Below are 16,679 nucleotides of genomic sequence, written 5' to 3' on the forward strand. Positions count from 1 at the left end.
CTTGAAATCGGGTCTCAGCCTGTTCATGGTGCGGCCCTTCCACAGGAAAGCAGGCCGGGATGACCCAGGACGAAGAGGCGCGCCACCGCGCCAAGATGATCAAGCGCAAGGAGGTGCAGGACCGGGAGGTCGCCTCCAAGACCGTCGAGAAGGGACTCCTCATCGTCCATACCGGCCCCGGCAAGGGCAAGTCGACGGCGGCCTTCGGCCTGATGCTGCGGGCGCTCGGGCGCGGTTTCCAGGTGGGCGTGGTCCAGTTCATCAAGGGCGCCTGGGAAACCGGCGAGCGCATGGCCTTGGATCGGTTCAGTGATCAGGTGGAGTGGCACACCATGGGCGAGGGCTTCACCTGGGAGACGCAGGACCGCTCCCGCGACGTGGCGGCGGCCGAACGCGCCTGGGAGAAGGTCAGGGAACTGATGGCCCGGAAGGACATCCGCCTCCTGGTGCTGGACGAGCTCAACATCGCCCTGCGCTACGAGTATCTGCCGCTCGCCGAGGTGGTGGAGACCCTGCGGCAGCGCCGGCCCGACCTCCACATCGTGGTTACCGGGCGCAACGCCAAGCCGGAGCTGATCGAGGCCGCCGATCTCGTCACCGAGATGACCCTGGTGAAGCACCATTTCGCCGCCGGGGTGAAGGCTCAGGAAGGCGTGGAGTTCTAGATGCGCGCACTCATGGTGCAGGGCACCGGCTCGAATGTGGGCAAGTCGCTCATGGTGGCGGGCCTGTGCCGGGTGTTTGCGCGAAAAGGCCTGAGGGTCCTGCCGTTCAAGCCTCAGAACATGTCGAACAACGCTGCGGTCACAGCCGACGGCGGTGAGATCGGTCGCGCCCAGGCGCTGCAGGCCAGGGCGGCGGGCGTGGCGCCCAGCGTTCATATGAACCCGGTGCTGCTGAAGCCCCAGAGCGAGATCGGCTCGCAGGTGGTGGTGCAGGGGCGCGTCGTCGGCACGGCGAAGGCGCGGGAATATCAGTCGTGGAAGCCGCGCCTCATGGAGGCGGTGCTCGACAGTTTTTCGCATCTCTCGAACGAGGCCGACCTCGTGCTCGTGGAGGGGGCGGGCTCGGCGTCGGAAGTGAATCTGCGTGCCGGCGACATCGCCAATATGGGCTTCGCCCGCGCGGCCAACGTGCCCGTGGTCCTCGTGGGCGACATCGACCGCGGCGGCATCATCGCAAGCCTTGTGGGCACCAAGGCGGTGCTCGACGAGGCGGACGCCGCCATGATCCGCGGCTTCATCGTCAACCGCTTTCGCGGCGATCCCGCTCTGTTCGACAGCGGCATGCAATTTGTGGCCGAGCGCACCGGCTGGCCGGCTCTGGGCCTCGTGCCGCATTTTCCCGATGCCGCGCGCCTTCCGGCGGAGGACGGTTTGGGATTGCGGCGTGAGGGGCGTAAAGGGTCGGTGCGCATCGCCGTGCCGGTGACGCCCTGGATTTCGAATTTCGACGATCTCGATCCCCTGCGCGAGGAAACGGGCGTGGAGGTGGTTCTGGTCGAGCCCGGCCAACCGCTTCCGGCCGACGCGGTCCTCGTGCTGCTGCCAGGCTCCAAGACCACCATCGACGATTTGACGTTCATGCGGCTGCAGGGCTGGGACATCGACCTCAAGGCGCATGTGCGCCGAGGCGGGCGGGTGCTCGGCCTCTGCGGCGGCTACCAGATGCTGGGGAGCCGCATCGACGATCCCTACGGTATCGAGGGCGAGGCGGGCCGCTCCATCGAGGGGTTAGGGCTTCTCGACGTCACGACCACGCTCACGGCGAGGAAGCGGCTTGAGGAGGTGACGGGCAGCTCTGTCGATGGCGTGCCGCTTTCCGGCTACGAGATGCATATCGGCGAGACATCAGGGCCCGACGCCTTGCGGCAGCCCTTCGCGCGTTTGGCGAACGGGCAGGCGGACGGTGCCGTCTCGCCGGATGGCCGCGTGACAGGCACCTATGTGCATGGCCTCTTCTCGGACGACCGGCAGCGGGCGCGGTGGCTCCAGTTGCTCGGAGCCGAGACGAGCGACCTCGCTTATGAAGCCCTCGTGGACGACATCCTCGATCGCTTCGCCGATCACCTTGAAACTCACCTCGACTGCGAGCGGCTGCTGGCAATCAGCGCACGATGATCCAGGCGATCAGCGTCAATCCTGCCGCAAGGCCGAAGAGCAGCGCACAGGCCGTACGGTACAGAGCAAGCGCGCGATCGATGTCATGCGCATCTGCGTCGGCGCGTCCGTCCCCCATCCAGCGATCATCGACACGTAAGTCGCCATAGACGCGCGGTCCTGCCAGGCGCAGACCGAGGGCTCCCGCCATCGCGGCCTCGGGCCAGCCTGCATTGGGCGAGCGGTGATGCGGGGCATCGCGGCGGACGGCGCGCCATGCGCCCTGCGGGGAGGCCCCCCTGTGCAGAGCGGCCGCCATGACGATGAGCAGCGCCGACAGGCGTGAGGCAGGGAGGTTCACGAGATCGTCGAAGCGCGCCGCCGCCCAGCCGAAGGCCTCGTGGCGGGGGGTGCGGTGGCCGATCATGCTGTCGGCCGTATTGGCAGCCTTGTAGAGCGCAGCACCGGGAAGTCCGCCGAGCCCGAGCCAGAAGGCCGGGGCCACGATCCCGTCCGAAAAATTCTCGGCCAGGCTTTCGATGGCGGCGCGGGATACGCCGGCCTCGTCCAGGCTCTGCGGATTGCGCCCGACGATCATCGAGACGGCCTCGCGCCCACCATTGATCCCGCCAGCGCGCAGCCCCTTCGAGACCGCTGTCACATGCTCGTGCAGGCTGCGCTGAGCGATTAGGCTGCTGGCAAGAACCGCCAGGAGCAGAATGCCGATGAGGCCGAGAGGCTGGAGGAGAAGGCTCAACGCCCAAGCAACCAGTCCAGAGCCGGTGAGGAGGATGAGCAGGGCGAGGATGCCGGCGACCCGTCGCTGCTCGAAAGACCAGGCATCCCGGTTCAAGCTTTGGTCGAACCTCTTGATCAGCCGCCCGATCCAGGTGACGGGATGCCCGATCCACGTGTAAAGGCGGTTGGGATAGCCCACAGCCGCCTCCGCCGCGAGGGCGAGGCTTAAGATGAGCAGGCTGTCCGAGAGGGCCATGGGTGAACGGGATGAGTGAGGTGCGGATCTGGCATGGGGGCGATCTGGACGAGGCCCGGCGGCTGTTTCCGCAGGCGCCGGAGCCGTGGATCGACCTGTCGACGGGGATCAACCCCATAGCCTATCCGGTGCCTCTCTTTCCAGCCTCCCTGTTCACACGGCTGCCGTCGCCGGCCGATCACCGGGACCTTGAGGCCGCTGCGGCCGAAGCCTATGGAGCCAAGGACGCCGCGATGGTAGTTGCGGCGCCCGGGACGCAGGTGCTGATCAGCCTTCTCCCCCATCTGCGGCCGCGTTCCCGCGTGGCTGTTCTCGGGCCGACCTATGCGGAACATGCCCAGGCATGGCGCAAGGACGGGCATGGCGTGGTGGAAGTCCAGTCCCTGGACCGCCTCGACGGCGCGGACATCGTGGTGCTGGTCAATCCCAACAACCCCGATGGAAGGCTCCTCGAGCGCGAGGCCCTGCTGCGCCTTGCCGAGGAGCTCCGCCCGCAAGGCGGCTGGCTGGTGGTGGACGAGGCCTTTGCCGATTTCGATCCAGGCGAGAGCCTCGTGCCCTCGCTGCCGTCCAACGCGATCGTCCTGCGGTCCTTCGGCAAAACCTACGGTCTGGCGGGGGTCAGGATCGGCTTTGCGCTGGCGCCGGAGCCCATCGCAGCAATGCTGAGATCGGCGCTTGGCCCCTGGGCCGTCTCGGGACCAGCCATCGAGGTGGGCCGGAAGGCTCTCCGCGACCGGGAGTGGCTGGAATCGGCTCAGGCTGCCCGTGCCGCCGATGCCAGCCGACTGGATGCTCTTCTAAGTCCCCTCGCGGATGTACCCCTTCGAGGGACGATCCTCTATCGTCTCCTGGACAGTCGGCAAGCTCACGGACTCTTCCGGCATTTGGGAGATCATGGCATCTGGGTGCGGCGGTTCCAGTATGATCCGGACCTGTTGCGGTTCGGATTGCCCTGCACCGAAGCTGAATGGCGGCGCCTTGCGGCAGTATTGGCACGCTTCTCCATCAGATAAGCCTTCAAGGTCTCCATTGCCCAGCAAAAAGAAAAGCCGCGTCCAGTCTAGTCGACTGGTTCGCGGCTTCAACCGTGTCTGCCCCCTCCAACACGGTAGTCTTAGGAAGTATATCTTTGGTGAACTTGTATATAATTGTTCCGCATCAATGAGAAAATGCATAAACCGATTTGCTTGCCGAAGGGAATAGTGGAAATTACGTAGGATCCTATCGTCAGGCTTAGACTTCGGTATGAAAAGCTCACCGACTAAACTTGGCTATTCACCTTGTCGTGATGCGATGGCAGGCCCTAAATCCTTCAAATAAACGGATTCTTGTCTCCTGCATGCTGGGATGCCCGCTTGTTTGGAAAAAAGCCACGCTTCAGAAGAAGGCGCTGACATCTGTGCAGCGCAAAGTGTCGCACCTCCCTGATTTGAGGGGCTTTGAGGTGGTCGATAAGCGAGGCACCCAAGGAGGAGATCCTCTCCATGTTCCGAAGAGCGCGACATGACGACCGGCATCCTGATCATCGGATGGAATGATCAAGGAACCAGCCGAGAGGCCCCGAGTTCAGCCCTCTGACATTGTCCTGAAGGAGAGCACATCATGAATACTCGAAGCTGGACGGCGCTCGCGCTCGTTGCACTTGCCGTCGTCGCCGTCTTCTTTGCGCTTCGGGAAACGCATTCCGATCCAGAGGGGGCTCCAGGCCGTGCGGCCAGCCAGGAGACCATCAAGCCAATTCCGTCGAACCCGGATACGGTCACGCCGCGCTGACCGGGCCAGCTAGCCGTGCCTATCGCCTCAGGCGCTTGGCGTTGGCGCGGACCTTTTTCCGATACCCTTTGACGACCTTGTGCGCGGAGCCGCCTGCGGCGAGCACGGCTGCCGCTTCCGTGAAGGCCGTGATCTTCTCCGTCACCATGAGCAGGTTCTCAGCGGAGGACCCCTGACCCATCGCGGCCCGCGACAGGCGGGTCCAGATCACCGTCTGCGCCTCAAAGGCTAGCATGGTGGTGTCAGTGGCAAGTTTCATCCAAGGTACGAGCATCGGAACTCCTGAGGCGCTTCTATGAGTCGATAACATCCGAGCGCCGGCATCTGATCCTCTCGAATCTGGAAAGTTGAACCCCACCGCTCAGGAAAGCAGGATTCGCTCGAAAGAGTGGGGGGCGATTCAGAGTGAATTCCAGCGATGCACGCTGTCGATTAACATGGATGTATATAGTGAGGGGATTGCCCTCAGGTCCAGAGTTGTCGAGGGGATCGCTTTTGCCCCGCTATTACATCGATATCAGAAGTCATTTCGGAACCGATGAGGATCCGAGCGGCATAGAACTGCCGGACGTTGCAGCGGCCAAAACCGAGGCGCTGAGAATCGCCCAGGAGCTCCTGCTGAGCTGGGCCGCTACGCCGCCATCCTACAGCAACGAGATCATGATCGAGATCGTGGGAGAAGACCTTCGTCCCGTGCTCATCATCCCATGCGTCGATGTTGAGTTCATGAAGAATTGAGGGATGCAAGACTGGCAGACTGCGGAACCGGCAGAGTGCGCCGTAGCCCGCCCGATCAGCATCTGCGGGCAACAAATGATGTTGCGAGCACGGCTTGAAGCCTCGATTGTGCCATCGCCCTTCACCGGAAACATTCAAGGTATCGCACAGCAAGACAAGGCCCTGAGGGGTGCCTCAGGGCCTTGGACGATGCGCTGAAACTAGTTGTTGCTGGCCCAGCCGGACAGAGCGGTCTCAGGAAACCTGTCGGTAGGCACTGCAACCTGGATCGGAGCAGGAGGCCGAGCCCTTGTCATGCACACGCGCATATGGTCCCGGCGTGCTTCCTTGATGATCTCTCGATAATCGAGGGAGGTCAGGTTGCGGGTTCTGTGGATCAGGCGGGTCTCTTTGTAGCACGCATCCCAGCGTGCTTTCCCTTCGGGAGTAGAGGCCCAATTGCCGGGCTGCGCGAACGCATTCGCGGAGATGAGGGTCGCTGCAGCGAAGACACACAAAGACGAAAAACGCATATCAGTGCTCACGTTGTGAGTATCGGCTCACTTCATGAAGATAACCGCTCCGAGCCTTGAACGTCCCATCGGAAGGGCTAGGGCAAAGGGGTATCTACTTTTGCGTCATCGTGGATGGGGATTGGGGGAAGCCTCGGCGTTGCTTCCAATGGAAAGCCTAGCTTCAGGGGAGCTGGCAGCAGATGAGGAACGCCGTCAATGCAGCCACGAGAGCCGTGGCCATGAGGCCCCTGTCGACCGGATTATCGGGCACCGCTCTGCGACCCAGCACTCGCCCGATCAAAGCCCAGCTCTCGGTAAGATTAACATAGGTTGCATAGGTGTGGCAGGACGAGCCAGGGTCAACCTCCCTCCATATGCGACTAACGGTTTAGTTTTCCGGCCCCTCGGCCGTGGGGAGTGGCGAGGCGAAATGCGCATCTCTGCCAGCATCGTCGGGAGCGATCTGGCCTTACGGCCCGATTGCCCTGGGAGCGTTTGTGGCCGGCTAAGCACCATCCGAGTAGCGTGGGGGTCTCTCTGTTCAAGGGGTATGTCTTTGGAACTGCCCAAATGACCTATCGTTTACCTCTCGTGAGGTATATCTGTGGGAATGCGGCGCTGACGTCAGGCTCGACCGCATCGCACGAAGTCACGGACGCGAGGGAAGGCAGTGATGGAGCTGGAGAAAATCAAAGAGGCTATCGCAGCCGTCACACGCGATGAGGAACTGGCTTCGTCGACATGCTACGAAGTCGAGGCCTACGCCAAGCTCTGGCCCTTTGTCTTCCTCGTCAATGACTGGGATATCTGGAACGGGAGCAAGAGAGCGCTCAAGCTTCAAGTCGTCCGCTGGCTCGAGGACAAGGGCGGATCCTATGACTTCTTTCACATCCGGACGGGTTTTGGCCTCATCGGGTTCAAGGATGAGGACGCGGCCAAGAAGTTCGAGCGCCGGTGGTCGGCCCAGGCTCAAGCTACGCCGGCCTTGAATCCTGCTCCAAACGGAGACTGGAACCCGCATCCGCTTAAAAGCACCTTCGAACCTGTCCGCGCGAATTAGGCCGCTCTCAGGAGCGGCATCCCTGGTGGTAATAAAGCGCCGCTTCCATCCCATCGGGCCCCGAACGTCACATCAGGTGCGGATGAGGGGTGAACCTGGATGGGAGAGAAGGCCACCGGGCGACTGACATGTAGGTTGGCTGGGGGACCTGAAAGAGAACCCAGACCAACAGAGGCAGAGTCCCTCGAAGAGCCTCATTTCCTGATGCTGCGTTGCGGCTATGTTGCAGGTTGCGACGCAGCGTCCAGCCGCTTGTCGCTTTCACCCCTACAGTTGCCGGCACTCCTTCCGAGCGGCCTCAGCCCTTCCGCAATATAGGCCGCCAGATCGTTCAGGTGGACGCCTTCGGCGGAGTTCTGGCTGCCTTCCACCCGCACGAGTGGGATGGCGATCTCACCTGACGAGACCTTCCGCACAAACTTTTAGGGCGTCAGGCGCGAAAAGTGTCTCGGCACAGGTCCCAGATCGGGATGATCGCCAAGACGCTTTGCTGTGCCATGAGCAGGAAAGCTGTGTTCTTCCCAAGAACTTCCCCTGCATTTCTGTGCTGCGCTGCACCTCAAATATGAAAGCCTTTCCTGGGTTAAGGAACTTTTCTTTTGTAACGCATGGTATTAATGTAATATCGTTTTATCAATCAGCAGTACTGGCTTGTGAAAGCCATACCCTCACTTTGTTGCTCAATGAACAAACCTTTTTCACATCAAGACCCTGATATCTCTTGGGGTTTCGGATCCTCGGCTTCGCCGGGAGATGATCTGTTGACTTTGAGCCCTTCGGAGGTCGATGCAATGTTCTTGATGGCCTTGGCGGCAACGACACCTTGCAACTGCTGGATGGCGGCACGTTCGACCTCACGACCCTTCAGACCTTTGCCAGCATCGAGACGATCCAAGGCTCGGCCGGGCACGACACGGTCATTCTCAGCGCCGACCAGATGGCAAGCGTTCTTGTCCTCGATGGCGGCGGCTCCCTAGCGACTCATTGGGACGAGGTTCAGCTATTAGGCGATGCCTTTGACTTCACGGGCAAGACCCTGATCGGGATCGACCGGATCGCCTTGCAGACGGATGGGGCGGTGCTGCGCGTCGGCGACCGCGACACCGCGTTCCTCGCCTGGGGGACTGCGAGCCAGGACGACAGGCTGATCGCAGCTTCCGTCACGTTCAGCGCGGCCGAGATCCGGCAACTTCACCGCCAGGGCATCGACACCGTCGTGGACGCGTCCGGCACGTATGCCAACCTCGCGCCGGTCACAGCCCATCTCGATGGCGACCGGTTTGAGGCCAAGGCGGGCGAGCGGGTGTTCGTGGACGAGGGCCGCGACGCCGTGCTCGCCGAAGACGATGGGGTAATTGCCCTGCTGAAGGTGGAGGCTCCGGTTGGGCTGTCCGCCCCGGGGCGCCTGCGCATCGACCTTGGCGGGGCCGTCTCGCTGGAGGGCGGCTATACCTCCGGCGGCATTGTGCTGGTTGGCGGCATCGACATCGGCATGCTGTGGGACGCTTCGGATGCCGGGTTGAGCGTCATCTTCAACGCCAATGCCACCCCGGCCCGGGTGCAGGAAATCCTGCGCTCTCTCACCTACGCCATGGCGGACGCGGTGCCGGAGACGACGACTCAGCAGCAGATCGTCGTCACGCTGACCGACGAGGGCGGCCGGCGCTCGATATCAACTGTGCGGATCGACCAGATCGTGAAGGTGGAGCCGCCGCAGCTCCTCTTGAGCCACGCCGCCGTGCCGGAACTCTCGCCGGGCGGCACGCTGGTCGGCCTGCTCAACGCGAAGGCTCCCGGCCCGGGCGGATTTACCTATCGGCTTCTCGACGGCGCCGGAGGACGGTTCATCCTCGACGGCGACCGCCTGCTGGTGGCCCCCGGCGCTGGACTCGACTTCGAGACCCTGACCACGCATCGGGTGACGGTGCGGGCGAGCGCCGCCGACGGCCGCACGTTCGACCAGAGCTTCGTCATCGAGGTCGAGGATGTGCGCGACGAGGTGATCTTCTCTCCAACCGGATCGGCCACCGGCACGGACGGCAACGACACCCTGATCGGAGGGCGGGGCCGCGATACGCTAGATGGCGGGCTTGGGGACGACGTTCTGTACGGGAAGAGCGGCCATGACAGGCTGTCCGGCGACAAGGGCAAGGATACCTTCGTCTTCGACACCACACTGACCAAGCGCACGAACGTCGACCGGATCGCCGACTTCAAGGTCAAGGACGACAGCATCTATCTCGACAACAAGGTGTTCAAGAAGCTTGGGCTCAAGGGCTCGCTCGATCATCCGGCGAAGCTGAACGCGAAGATGTTCTGGACGGGGACCAAGGCGCACGATGCCGATGACCGTGTGATCTATAACACGAAGACGGGTGTGCTCTCCTACGATCCGGACGGAACGGGCAAGCGTGCCGCGGTGACGACCGCCGTGCTGTCGAAGAAGCTGGCGCTCAGCGCCAAAGACTTCTTCGTGATTTAGGAGAGTGGGAATGTTCGCGATTTTACGTTCCAAGGTCTCTGTTGCACAGCTCGTATTCGGCGTGGTGCTCTGCGCGTTTTGGGCAAACGGAAATGCTTCGGCAAAGGAAGGCTTCCGTCTCGGAGCCAAGGCAACGGAAGGTGAGATAGGATCTGCGGTCTCGCTCCTCCTGCTTGCGCAGGCGTCTCAAGACGACATGCCTCAAGACAAAGACGTCATTGCATACATCAAAAACAATAAACGTGTCGATTTCAGAAAACTCTTCCCTTCGGACTGGGAGGCTATTTGCTTCAGCGGTGAATATCAACATCCCGTCAGCGATATCAAGTATGAACTCGGCAAGGATTTTCCCACGTGTTCTGGAAAATATAGTAGATTCCGAGATGATGGGCTCTCAGCTATTACTATTGTTTGGGCTCAAAAGTGTAGAGTTATAGAGGTAAATACATTTGATTTCTTTATTGAAAGTCAGAATGGCACGAGATGCTATAAGAGAGAGACAATCAATGAGTTCTCTCTTCAGAAATCACCTGTCGGGGTGATCTTGGCTCAAGAAAAATCGCTCATCGGCTGTTGGAGCAGGAAGAGTTTCGACGGGCGTATTGTTTCGGGTTCATGGCTCTGCTTCTACGAGAATGGAAATCTTCATGGGGTCGATGTGGCCCAGGGACATGGCGCTGACTTCAACGCTCAGTGGGAGCTTGTGGAGAAGGGCAAGTTGCGACTTACAGCAGATGGGCATGAAGACACCTGCTCCGTGCATTGGACTAGCGTACCGGAAACGCTGACGTTGGAAGCGTGCAGTGAGCCGTTTCTGAATGGCGTGTTCTCACCACAACGCAATTAGAGCAAGGTTTGAGACGGGTAATCGTGGGCGAAGTAAAGCTTTATCATATGAGCTGCTAAATCTCTGTAGGGGCAATAATACATGAGGCGAGTATTGAAAATATTCAAATATATATTTGTTATTTTGATAATGATCTCTGCAGCAGCTATGATATCTTATGTATATCGAGATGGCAGTACGACGTATTATTCTGTTAGAGCAGATTTACTTAGCGTGAAATCCAAATTTTTGTGTGTATTCCCGGCGGCAAAATCCCTGAGAATGCAAGTTATTGATTCTCTGCCGAATGAAGAAATGCTTCCACAAAAAGCAAGGCTATATAAGTGTGAAAGAAGTTACACGAACTGCTGTAATAGATACATTGATGGTGCATGGGCTTATGCTCTAGTAGATGAGGATAAAGCGCTATGCAATCTAGTGGCGACCCCGAACCTTTCCCTAAAAAATTCGGCTGATATCTGTATCCGTTCAGATGAATTGGTAGTGACGGAAGATCCTGTAGGGATGTTCTCCGCAAATGTGAAGGATCCTAAGAGATGAACTCAGTAAAGAGTGGAACAGATGCGGCGACAGATTACGCGAAAGACTATTTGCAGTGGGAGCAAAATTTCAAGGATGCTCGGGATCTTGGGAGAAGGTATGGTGTTCCTGAAGATGAGTTGAATGCTATAGAACACTCATACTACAGTGCGTGGCTTGATTATCACTATGGTCCTAAGATAGCAAATACTCGAGGGCAGATCCTCGAGTTGGAGTCAAAACTTGGAACGGAATATCTTGGTTGGAAGGATCGGAGGTTTGATACATACAAAGATTTATGGAATAATAGTATAGGCCGACAAATCTCTGAATATGCTAAAAAAACGATTTGCACCTTAATGTTATCAAGGAATTGATTATAGATGCTTACAAGAATGGAAATTTGATTGGTAATGAGAGGCTTAAAGATGGAACGCTGCATCCTAAAGTCCCTCCAAGCTGGCAAGGTTGGCCTACTGAATTTCCAACTGATTTGCCAAAGTGGGATCCACCTACCCGCCAAGAGCTGAATGATGCCAAAGAGCGCGCTCATAAAGCGAGCCAGCGGGATGCAAAGACTGACTTAGGTAGTAACAGTCGAGGCGCATTTTCGCCCGGACTGCTTGACCGAGCCCTAAAAGCATCTGACGCATCATCGGCTTTCGGAAATCATGAAATCAGTGCAAAGGACGCGGTCAAGGCTACTCTCCTAGGTGGCTTGCACGCTTCGGCATTAGGTGCACTGACTGAAGGTGCAGTGAGTCAGTTGCCTCGTGCCCAATCACCTGATCCCGGCTTCAATCTACCTGGGCCGAGGAACGGTAGCTCGTCCGGCGGCTCCTCCGGTGGTTCAGGCGGCCAAGGCAGCCAAGGACCCGAACAGGGTGAGGGTTCCGGCTACAATGGAAACCCTTCACATCAGGGCGGTTCTCCCTCCACCTCAGATAATGGCGGCAATCAAGGTGGTGGTGGAGGTGGCGGCAGCTCGGGTGGTCGTGGTTCTACCTCAGGTGGGGGCGGTGGCTCTGGTTATGGCAGTCGCGATGAGGGAAGTAGGCCAGGTCCAGGCGGCACACTTGGCGGAGGCGGAGCCATCAACGGCAGCAGCGGTGATGACAATATCGGAAGTGGTACTGGTACGGATAATATAGGAAATGGCTCTGGAGACCAAGGCTCTTCTCCGCCCAAGGATAGCCCGGTTGGCGGGGCAGGAGGCGACTCTAACAGCGGGCACGGCATAGGTGATAAGCCAGGAGTCGAGGGCCAAGGGCATGATGATCGAACTCCTATGTCTCCAATCGTAATCGACCTCGATGGTGACGGGATCGACATCGTCCCTCTCACCAAGTCGAAGACATATTACGACTACAACGGTGATGGAGCGGTTGGCCACACAGCTTGGATCGGCTCCGGCGACGGCTTTCTCGTTTTCGATGCTGACGACTCCAACACCGTCAACCGTGCGAGCGAGTTCGTCTTCACGCAATGGTCCTATATCGCCTCACGCGATATGTGGGCCTTGCGTGCGGTATTCGACACCAACAAGGACGAGAAGCTCTCCGCAGCCGACAAGGATTTCGACAAGTTCAAGGTCTGGGTCGACGCGGATGGCGATGCGGTCACCGACCCAGGCGAGCTGAAGACGCTGAGCAGCCTCGGGCTTGCGTCGATTCCTCTTACGCATAACGGAGCCGGTAAGAAGTATTCCAACGGCTCGCGGATCTATGGAACGGCAACAGCCACGACGACAAGCGGAAAGAAAATCACCGTTGCCGATGTCGGTCTGACGATTGGGACCAAAAATGCCTCTCTGAAGGTCACCGGAGACAAGGTTGAGATTCAACCCGGCGACGGCACGAGCAAGTCGGTGTTCTCCGGCGATGGCAATCGGAACAAGGCCCTGAAGCTCGGAAAGTCAGGCTATGACGTCGCTTTCATCAAGCAGACCGACGGGACGCGCCTGACCGCCCATTATGAGATGTACGGGGCCATCAAATCCCTTCTGCATCAGACCGCGGGCGGCAGGACGACCAAGTCGGAGGTGTGGTCGAAGGACCAGGTGTCCCTGATGGTGTTCGACAGGAAGCAGGTTCTCACCCGCTGGGAGATGACGGGCAACGCTTCGGACAACATCTACAAGGGCGGCGACGAGGTGTCCGTCCTTGAGGGCGAGCGCGGCGACGACGCGCTGTATGGCGGCGCGGGCACCGACACGTTGAAGGGCGGCAAGGGCCATGACCGTCTCAACGGTGACGGAGATGACGACCGGCTCGAAGGGCTGGACGGGGATGATACCCTGAAAGGCGGCGCGGGGGACGATGCGCTCCATGGCGGCGACGGCTACGACGATCTCTATGGCGGCGAGGGCCAAGACCTGCTCGAAGGCGGCGAGGGCCGCGACTACCACGACGGCGAGGCTGGCGACGACACCCTGCGCGGCGGTGCTGGCATCGATGAACTCCACGGTGGAGCGGGAAGTGATCGGCTCGAAGGTGAGGATAGTGACGATCTGCTCTTCGGTGACGAAGGGCATGACCATCTCGACGGCGGTACGGGCCGCGACGAGCTCCAGGGCGGGTTGGGCAACGAGACCCTGAACGGAGGTGCCGACCGCGACTGGCTCGTTGGCGGCGACGGCGCCGATCTGCTCTCCGGCGGCGACGGCGACGACAGGCTGATCGGCGGGGCGGAGGCCGACCGTCTCATGGGCGGCGAGGGCCGCGACACCCTCGAAGGCGGCGACGGCCGGGATAGGCTGGAGGGCGGCGCGAGCGACGACCGCCTGCGCGGCGAAGCCGATGACGACGTTCTGCATGGCGAGGACGGATCGGACGATCTCAACGGCGGTGCAGGGTACGACGTGCTGTATGGCGGCATCGGCAATGACGCGTTGATCGGAGAAGCCGGCAACGACACGCTGGAAGGCGGCACTGGCGACGACGCGCTCGTGGGCGATGCCGGCGACGACCGCCTCTCCGGAGAAGCCGGCAGCGACGTGCTCAAGGGCGGCGCCGGTCGCGACTTCCTTTCCGGCGATGACGGGGCCGATTACCTCTATGGCGGCGCGGGCAACGACACCCTGCTCGGCGGCAGCGAAGACGATCTCCTGTATGGCGACGAGGAAGCCGACAGCCTCGACGGCGGCTCGGGCGAGGACAAGCTCTGGGGCGGTTCGGGTGACGATACCCTGATCGGCGGCCTTGGCCATGACGTGCTCACCGGGGACGCGGGTGCCGACAGCCTCGACGGGGGGATGGGCGACGACAAGCTCTCGGGCGGCGCCGGCCACGACACCCTGGTTGGCGGCGGCGGGGCCGATCAAGTTTTCGGCGGCGAAGGCAACGATATATTGGCAGGAGGGGCTGACGCCGACTACATCGACGGCGGCTCCGGCACCGATACGATCGTGCTCACCGGCAACCGCACGGATTATCTGATCCGCTTCAACACGGCCCTCGGCCGGTACTTCATCGTCGACCTGCGCTCCGGGTCCCCGGACGGCACGGATCTCGCTGACATCGAGATCTTCCGGTTCAGTGATGGCGACCTCACCATCGCGGAACTGAACTACATCACTGCGGCCGACGCCGAGATGGCCTATGACGTGGAGAGCTCGGACGGCTCGAAGAGCCGCCTCGGCTGGCGCCCATCGGCCGAGGATCCCTCGGTCATCGAGGCTTACGTCCAGCGCCGCAACATCGCCGGCGATCTGCTGAGCGAGACCGTGTTCCGTCCGAATGGCTCGCGCTTGGCTCATGCCTGGGATCTGACAGGCACGTTGGCATGGTCCTCATATGTGCAGACCTACGACACCCAGGCCAACCTCGTCGGTCGGGTCGACACCAACCGCAACGGCACCTTTACCAAGTGGGAGTTCGATCCCGAGGCAGTTGACGCTCACGACTGGCTGAACCGCGAGAGCACTTACGACACTCTCGCCGATTACGAGGCCGGGATTGCCTCCCGGGTATTCGAGACCATCGACGATGGGAAGCTCGGTCCGGCGGATTTCATCGAACGCTTGACCGATCGCAGCGGACAGGCCTGGAACACCTCGGTCAGGGAACTCAACGCCACCAAGCAGGTGCTCATCGAGACCGTCGTAAACGACAACGGTTCCAGTCTCATCCGTGGCTTCGACTACGGCGCGGACGGCCGGAATTATCGCGACGGGATGAATTCCGCGCAACAGTCCGGCTGGGAGTGGATGTCCTTCGAGGAGCATCGCGATGCCGCCAACAACAAGACAAAGGACATCTACCACTACTACGGCACGAAACAGCAGGCGGAGCGCACGTTCGAGCGCGGCTGGGACCACGGCGGGCAGGCCTGGACCCGGTACGAGCTCACCAAGGATCATCTGTTGCGGGAGACCGTGCAGGAGACCTGGTTCGACAGCGGCACCCGCGCGGTCAAGGAGTGGAACTGGTCCGGCCAGACCTGGGCTTGGCGCGAGACGCTCTACAGCGGCGCGACTCCGCTGACCCAGTGGGACCAGTACGAGGGCCAGCGGCACATCTATCGCGAATGGAACGGCGGCAGCGCTTTCGACGAGCGCGAGACGCGATACGCTGCCAACGGCATTCACTACTATCAGCACATCACCAAGGGCAGTCAAAAGGTCGTCCACGAATGGGATCGTACCGATGCCTACGATTGGGTCAGGAAGATCACGACGACCGATGGCGGCGTCACCACTCGTGTCGAGACGATCTATGGCAACAGAAAGATCGTGGAGATCTTCGACAATGACGGGGATGAATGGACCTACCGCGTGCAGGAATGGCGCGGATCCGACTTTGCTGACCAACTGAACGACAAGTTCTACAAAGGGACGACTTTAGTCCGGCAAAGGAAATGGGACCTCGCGGATGAGGCGTGGGACTATGACGATAAACGCTACCACGACAACAGCGTCGTCTATCACAAGATCATCAACGACAACAAAACTTACACGCTCAACAGGGTGGACTATGAGGGCAAATCTTGGGACACGATCTCGATCAAGGGTAAAATTATCGGCGAAGAGGAGAAGGCATTCTGGACAGAGACTCTTTACGACGACGCCTATTGGGTCACAGAGGAGAAAGATCTCGGAGAGAAGGACTGGGACACGAAGGTATGGAAGTCGCGCGAGTACGGGGGCGTAAGGCTGAATTTTGCCGAAGGCATTGTGCTTGACGATCCTGTGACGGAAGGAGGGCGAACCTATAGGGTTTACATCGGGTTCACGGATCACGCCGACGTGATGGATTGGCTGAGAGTCGGTATCTATGCCATGAGTATGGATCAACGCGGCGACTGGCTGGGTTGGTATCTGAACGAACGGGATTCGTCACGTGTCGTATACCCGGAACTGTACGTCCAAAAGCTCAAGACATGGAATGGCTTGGACTATTTATTCTAAGCAACTACGTAGTTCGAACGAATGTCTGGTTGCAGCAGGCTCATGCCGAATTAGGCGGAAGCGCTGGGCGTACGTTGTAAGTCGTTGTAAAATAAAGAACTCTGTTGCAGAGCGCTGCAATGCGAGACTCACAGGTTCTAAGCATGAAAAAACCCGCTAAGTTGTTGAACTTGCGGGTCAATCAGAGTGGCTGGGGGACCTGGATTCGAACCAAGACTAACGGAGTCAGAGTCCGCTGTTCTACCATTAAACTATCCCCCACC

The 16,679-nt window shown here is 60.0% G+C and carries 14 protein-coding genes and 1 tRNA gene; 11 read left to right on the forward strand and 4 right to left on the reverse strand.

Features of this window, described 5'->3' with window-relative positions:
• Positions 1-59: 59 nt before the first annotated feature.
• The gene (cobO, locus tag AC0QTX_RS09185; RefSeq protein ID WP_474603529.1) at positions 60-665 is read left to right on the forward strand and encodes a cob(I)yrinic acid a,c-diamide adenosyltransferase; all 606 of its coding nucleotides are present in this window, start codon (positions 60-62) and stop codon (positions 663-665) included.
• A gap of 12 nt (positions 666-677) precedes the next feature.
• The gene (locus AC0QTX_RS09190; RefSeq protein WP_474603565.1) at positions 678-2,120 is read left to right on the forward strand and encodes a cobyric acid synthase; all 1,443 of its coding nucleotides are present in this window, start codon (positions 678-680) and stop codon (positions 2,118-2,120) included.
• Here AC0QTX_RS09190 and cbiB read toward each other — a convergent pair.
• Positions 2,107-3,093, reverse strand: a complete 987-nt coding sequence (cbiB, locus tag AC0QTX_RS09195; protein ID WP_474603530.1) for an adenosylcobinamide-phosphate synthase CbiB — start codon at positions 3,091-3,093, stop codon at positions 2,107-2,109. The two genes, AC0QTX_RS09190 and cbiB, sit on opposite strands and share 14 nt — an antisense overlap.
• 11 nt (positions 3,094-3,104) lie before the next feature.
• Here cbiB and cobD point away from each other — a divergent pair, with 11 nt between their 5' ends.
• Both cobD and AC0QTX_RS09205 read left to right on the forward strand, forming a co-directional pair.
• The gene (gene cobD / locus AC0QTX_RS09200; protein ID WP_474603531.1) at positions 3,105-4,109 is read left to right on the forward strand and encodes a threonine-phosphate decarboxylase CobD; all 1,005 of its coding nucleotides are present in this window, start codon (positions 3,105-3,107) and stop codon (positions 4,107-4,109) included.
• 589 nt (positions 4,110-4,698) lie between these two features.
• Complete coding sequence (locus AC0QTX_RS09205) at positions 4,699-4,869, forward strand: hypothetical protein (RefSeq protein WP_474603532.1); 171 nt, start codon at positions 4,699-4,701, stop codon at positions 4,867-4,869.
• 19 nt (positions 4,870-4,888) lie between these two features.
• On the opposite strand, the gene AC0QTX_RS09210 is transcribed toward AC0QTX_RS09205, so the two are convergent.
• Positions 4,889-5,143: a hypothetical protein gene (locus AC0QTX_RS09210; RefSeq protein ID WP_474603533.1), complete on the reverse strand. Its 255-nt coding sequence runs from the start codon at positions 5,141-5,143 to the stop codon at positions 4,889-4,891.
• Between the two features lie 221 nt (positions 5,144-5,364).
• Here AC0QTX_RS09210 and AC0QTX_RS09215 point away from each other — a divergent pair, with 221 nt between their 5' ends.
• Entirely contained in the window at positions 5,365-5,607 is a 243-nt protein-coding gene (locus AC0QTX_RS09215; RefSeq protein WP_474603534.1) for a DUF6894 family protein, read from the forward strand.
• Positions 5,608-6,774: 1,167 nt separating this feature from the next.
• Complete coding sequence (locus AC0QTX_RS09220) at positions 6,775-7,161, forward strand: hypothetical protein (protein ID WP_474603535.1); 387 nt, start codon at positions 6,775-6,777, stop codon at positions 7,159-7,161.
• A gap of 218 nt (positions 7,162-7,379) precedes the next feature.
• On the opposite strand, the gene AC0QTX_RS09225 is transcribed toward AC0QTX_RS09220, so the two are convergent.
• A complete protein-coding gene (locus AC0QTX_RS09225; RefSeq protein WP_474603536.1) occupies positions 7,380-7,577 on the reverse strand; it encodes a pyocin activator PrtN family protein in 198 nt (65 codons plus the stop codon).
• A 407-nt stretch (positions 7,578-7,984) separates the two neighbouring features.
• On the opposite strand from AC0QTX_RS09225, the gene AC0QTX_RS09230 reads away from it, so the two are divergent.
• From AC0QTX_RS09230 to AC0QTX_RS09250, 5 genes are all read left to right on the forward strand, one after another.
• Positions 7,985-9,643 carry a cadherin repeat domain-containing protein gene (locus AC0QTX_RS09230; RefSeq protein WP_474603537.1) on the forward strand — a complete coding sequence of 553 codons (1,659 nt, stop codon included), beginning with the start codon at positions 7,985-7,987 and terminating at the stop codon, positions 9,641-9,643.
• Positions 9,644-9,653: 10 nt separating this feature from the next.
• A complete protein-coding gene (locus AC0QTX_RS09235; protein ID WP_474603538.1) occupies positions 9,654-10,490 on the forward strand; it encodes a hypothetical protein in 837 nt (278 codons plus the stop codon).
• Positions 10,491-10,583: 93 nt separating this feature from the next.
• A complete protein-coding gene (locus AC0QTX_RS09240) occupies positions 10,584-11,030 on the forward strand; it encodes a hypothetical protein (protein ID WP_474603539.1) in 447 nt (148 codons plus the stop codon).
• Positions 11,027-11,386: a hypothetical protein gene (locus tag AC0QTX_RS09245; RefSeq protein ID WP_474603540.1), complete on the forward strand. Its 360-nt coding sequence runs from the start codon at positions 11,027-11,029 to the stop codon at positions 11,384-11,386. Before AC0QTX_RS09240 ends, AC0QTX_RS09245 begins: the two co-directional genes overlap by 4 nt.
• Positions 11,387-12,297: 911 nt before the next feature.
• Entirely contained in the window at positions 12,298-16,416 is a 4,119-nt protein-coding gene (locus AC0QTX_RS09250) for a calcium-binding protein (protein ID WP_474603541.1), read from the forward strand.
• A 187-nt stretch (positions 16,417-16,603) separates the two neighbouring features.
• Here the strand turns inward: AC0QTX_RS09250 and AC0QTX_RS09255 are convergent.
• Positions 16,604-16,677 (reverse strand) — tRNA-Gln (locus AC0QTX_RS09255).
• Positions 16,678-16,679: the final 2 nt, after the last annotated feature.

The organism is Microvirga sp. jy35 (genome assembly GCF_056148915.1).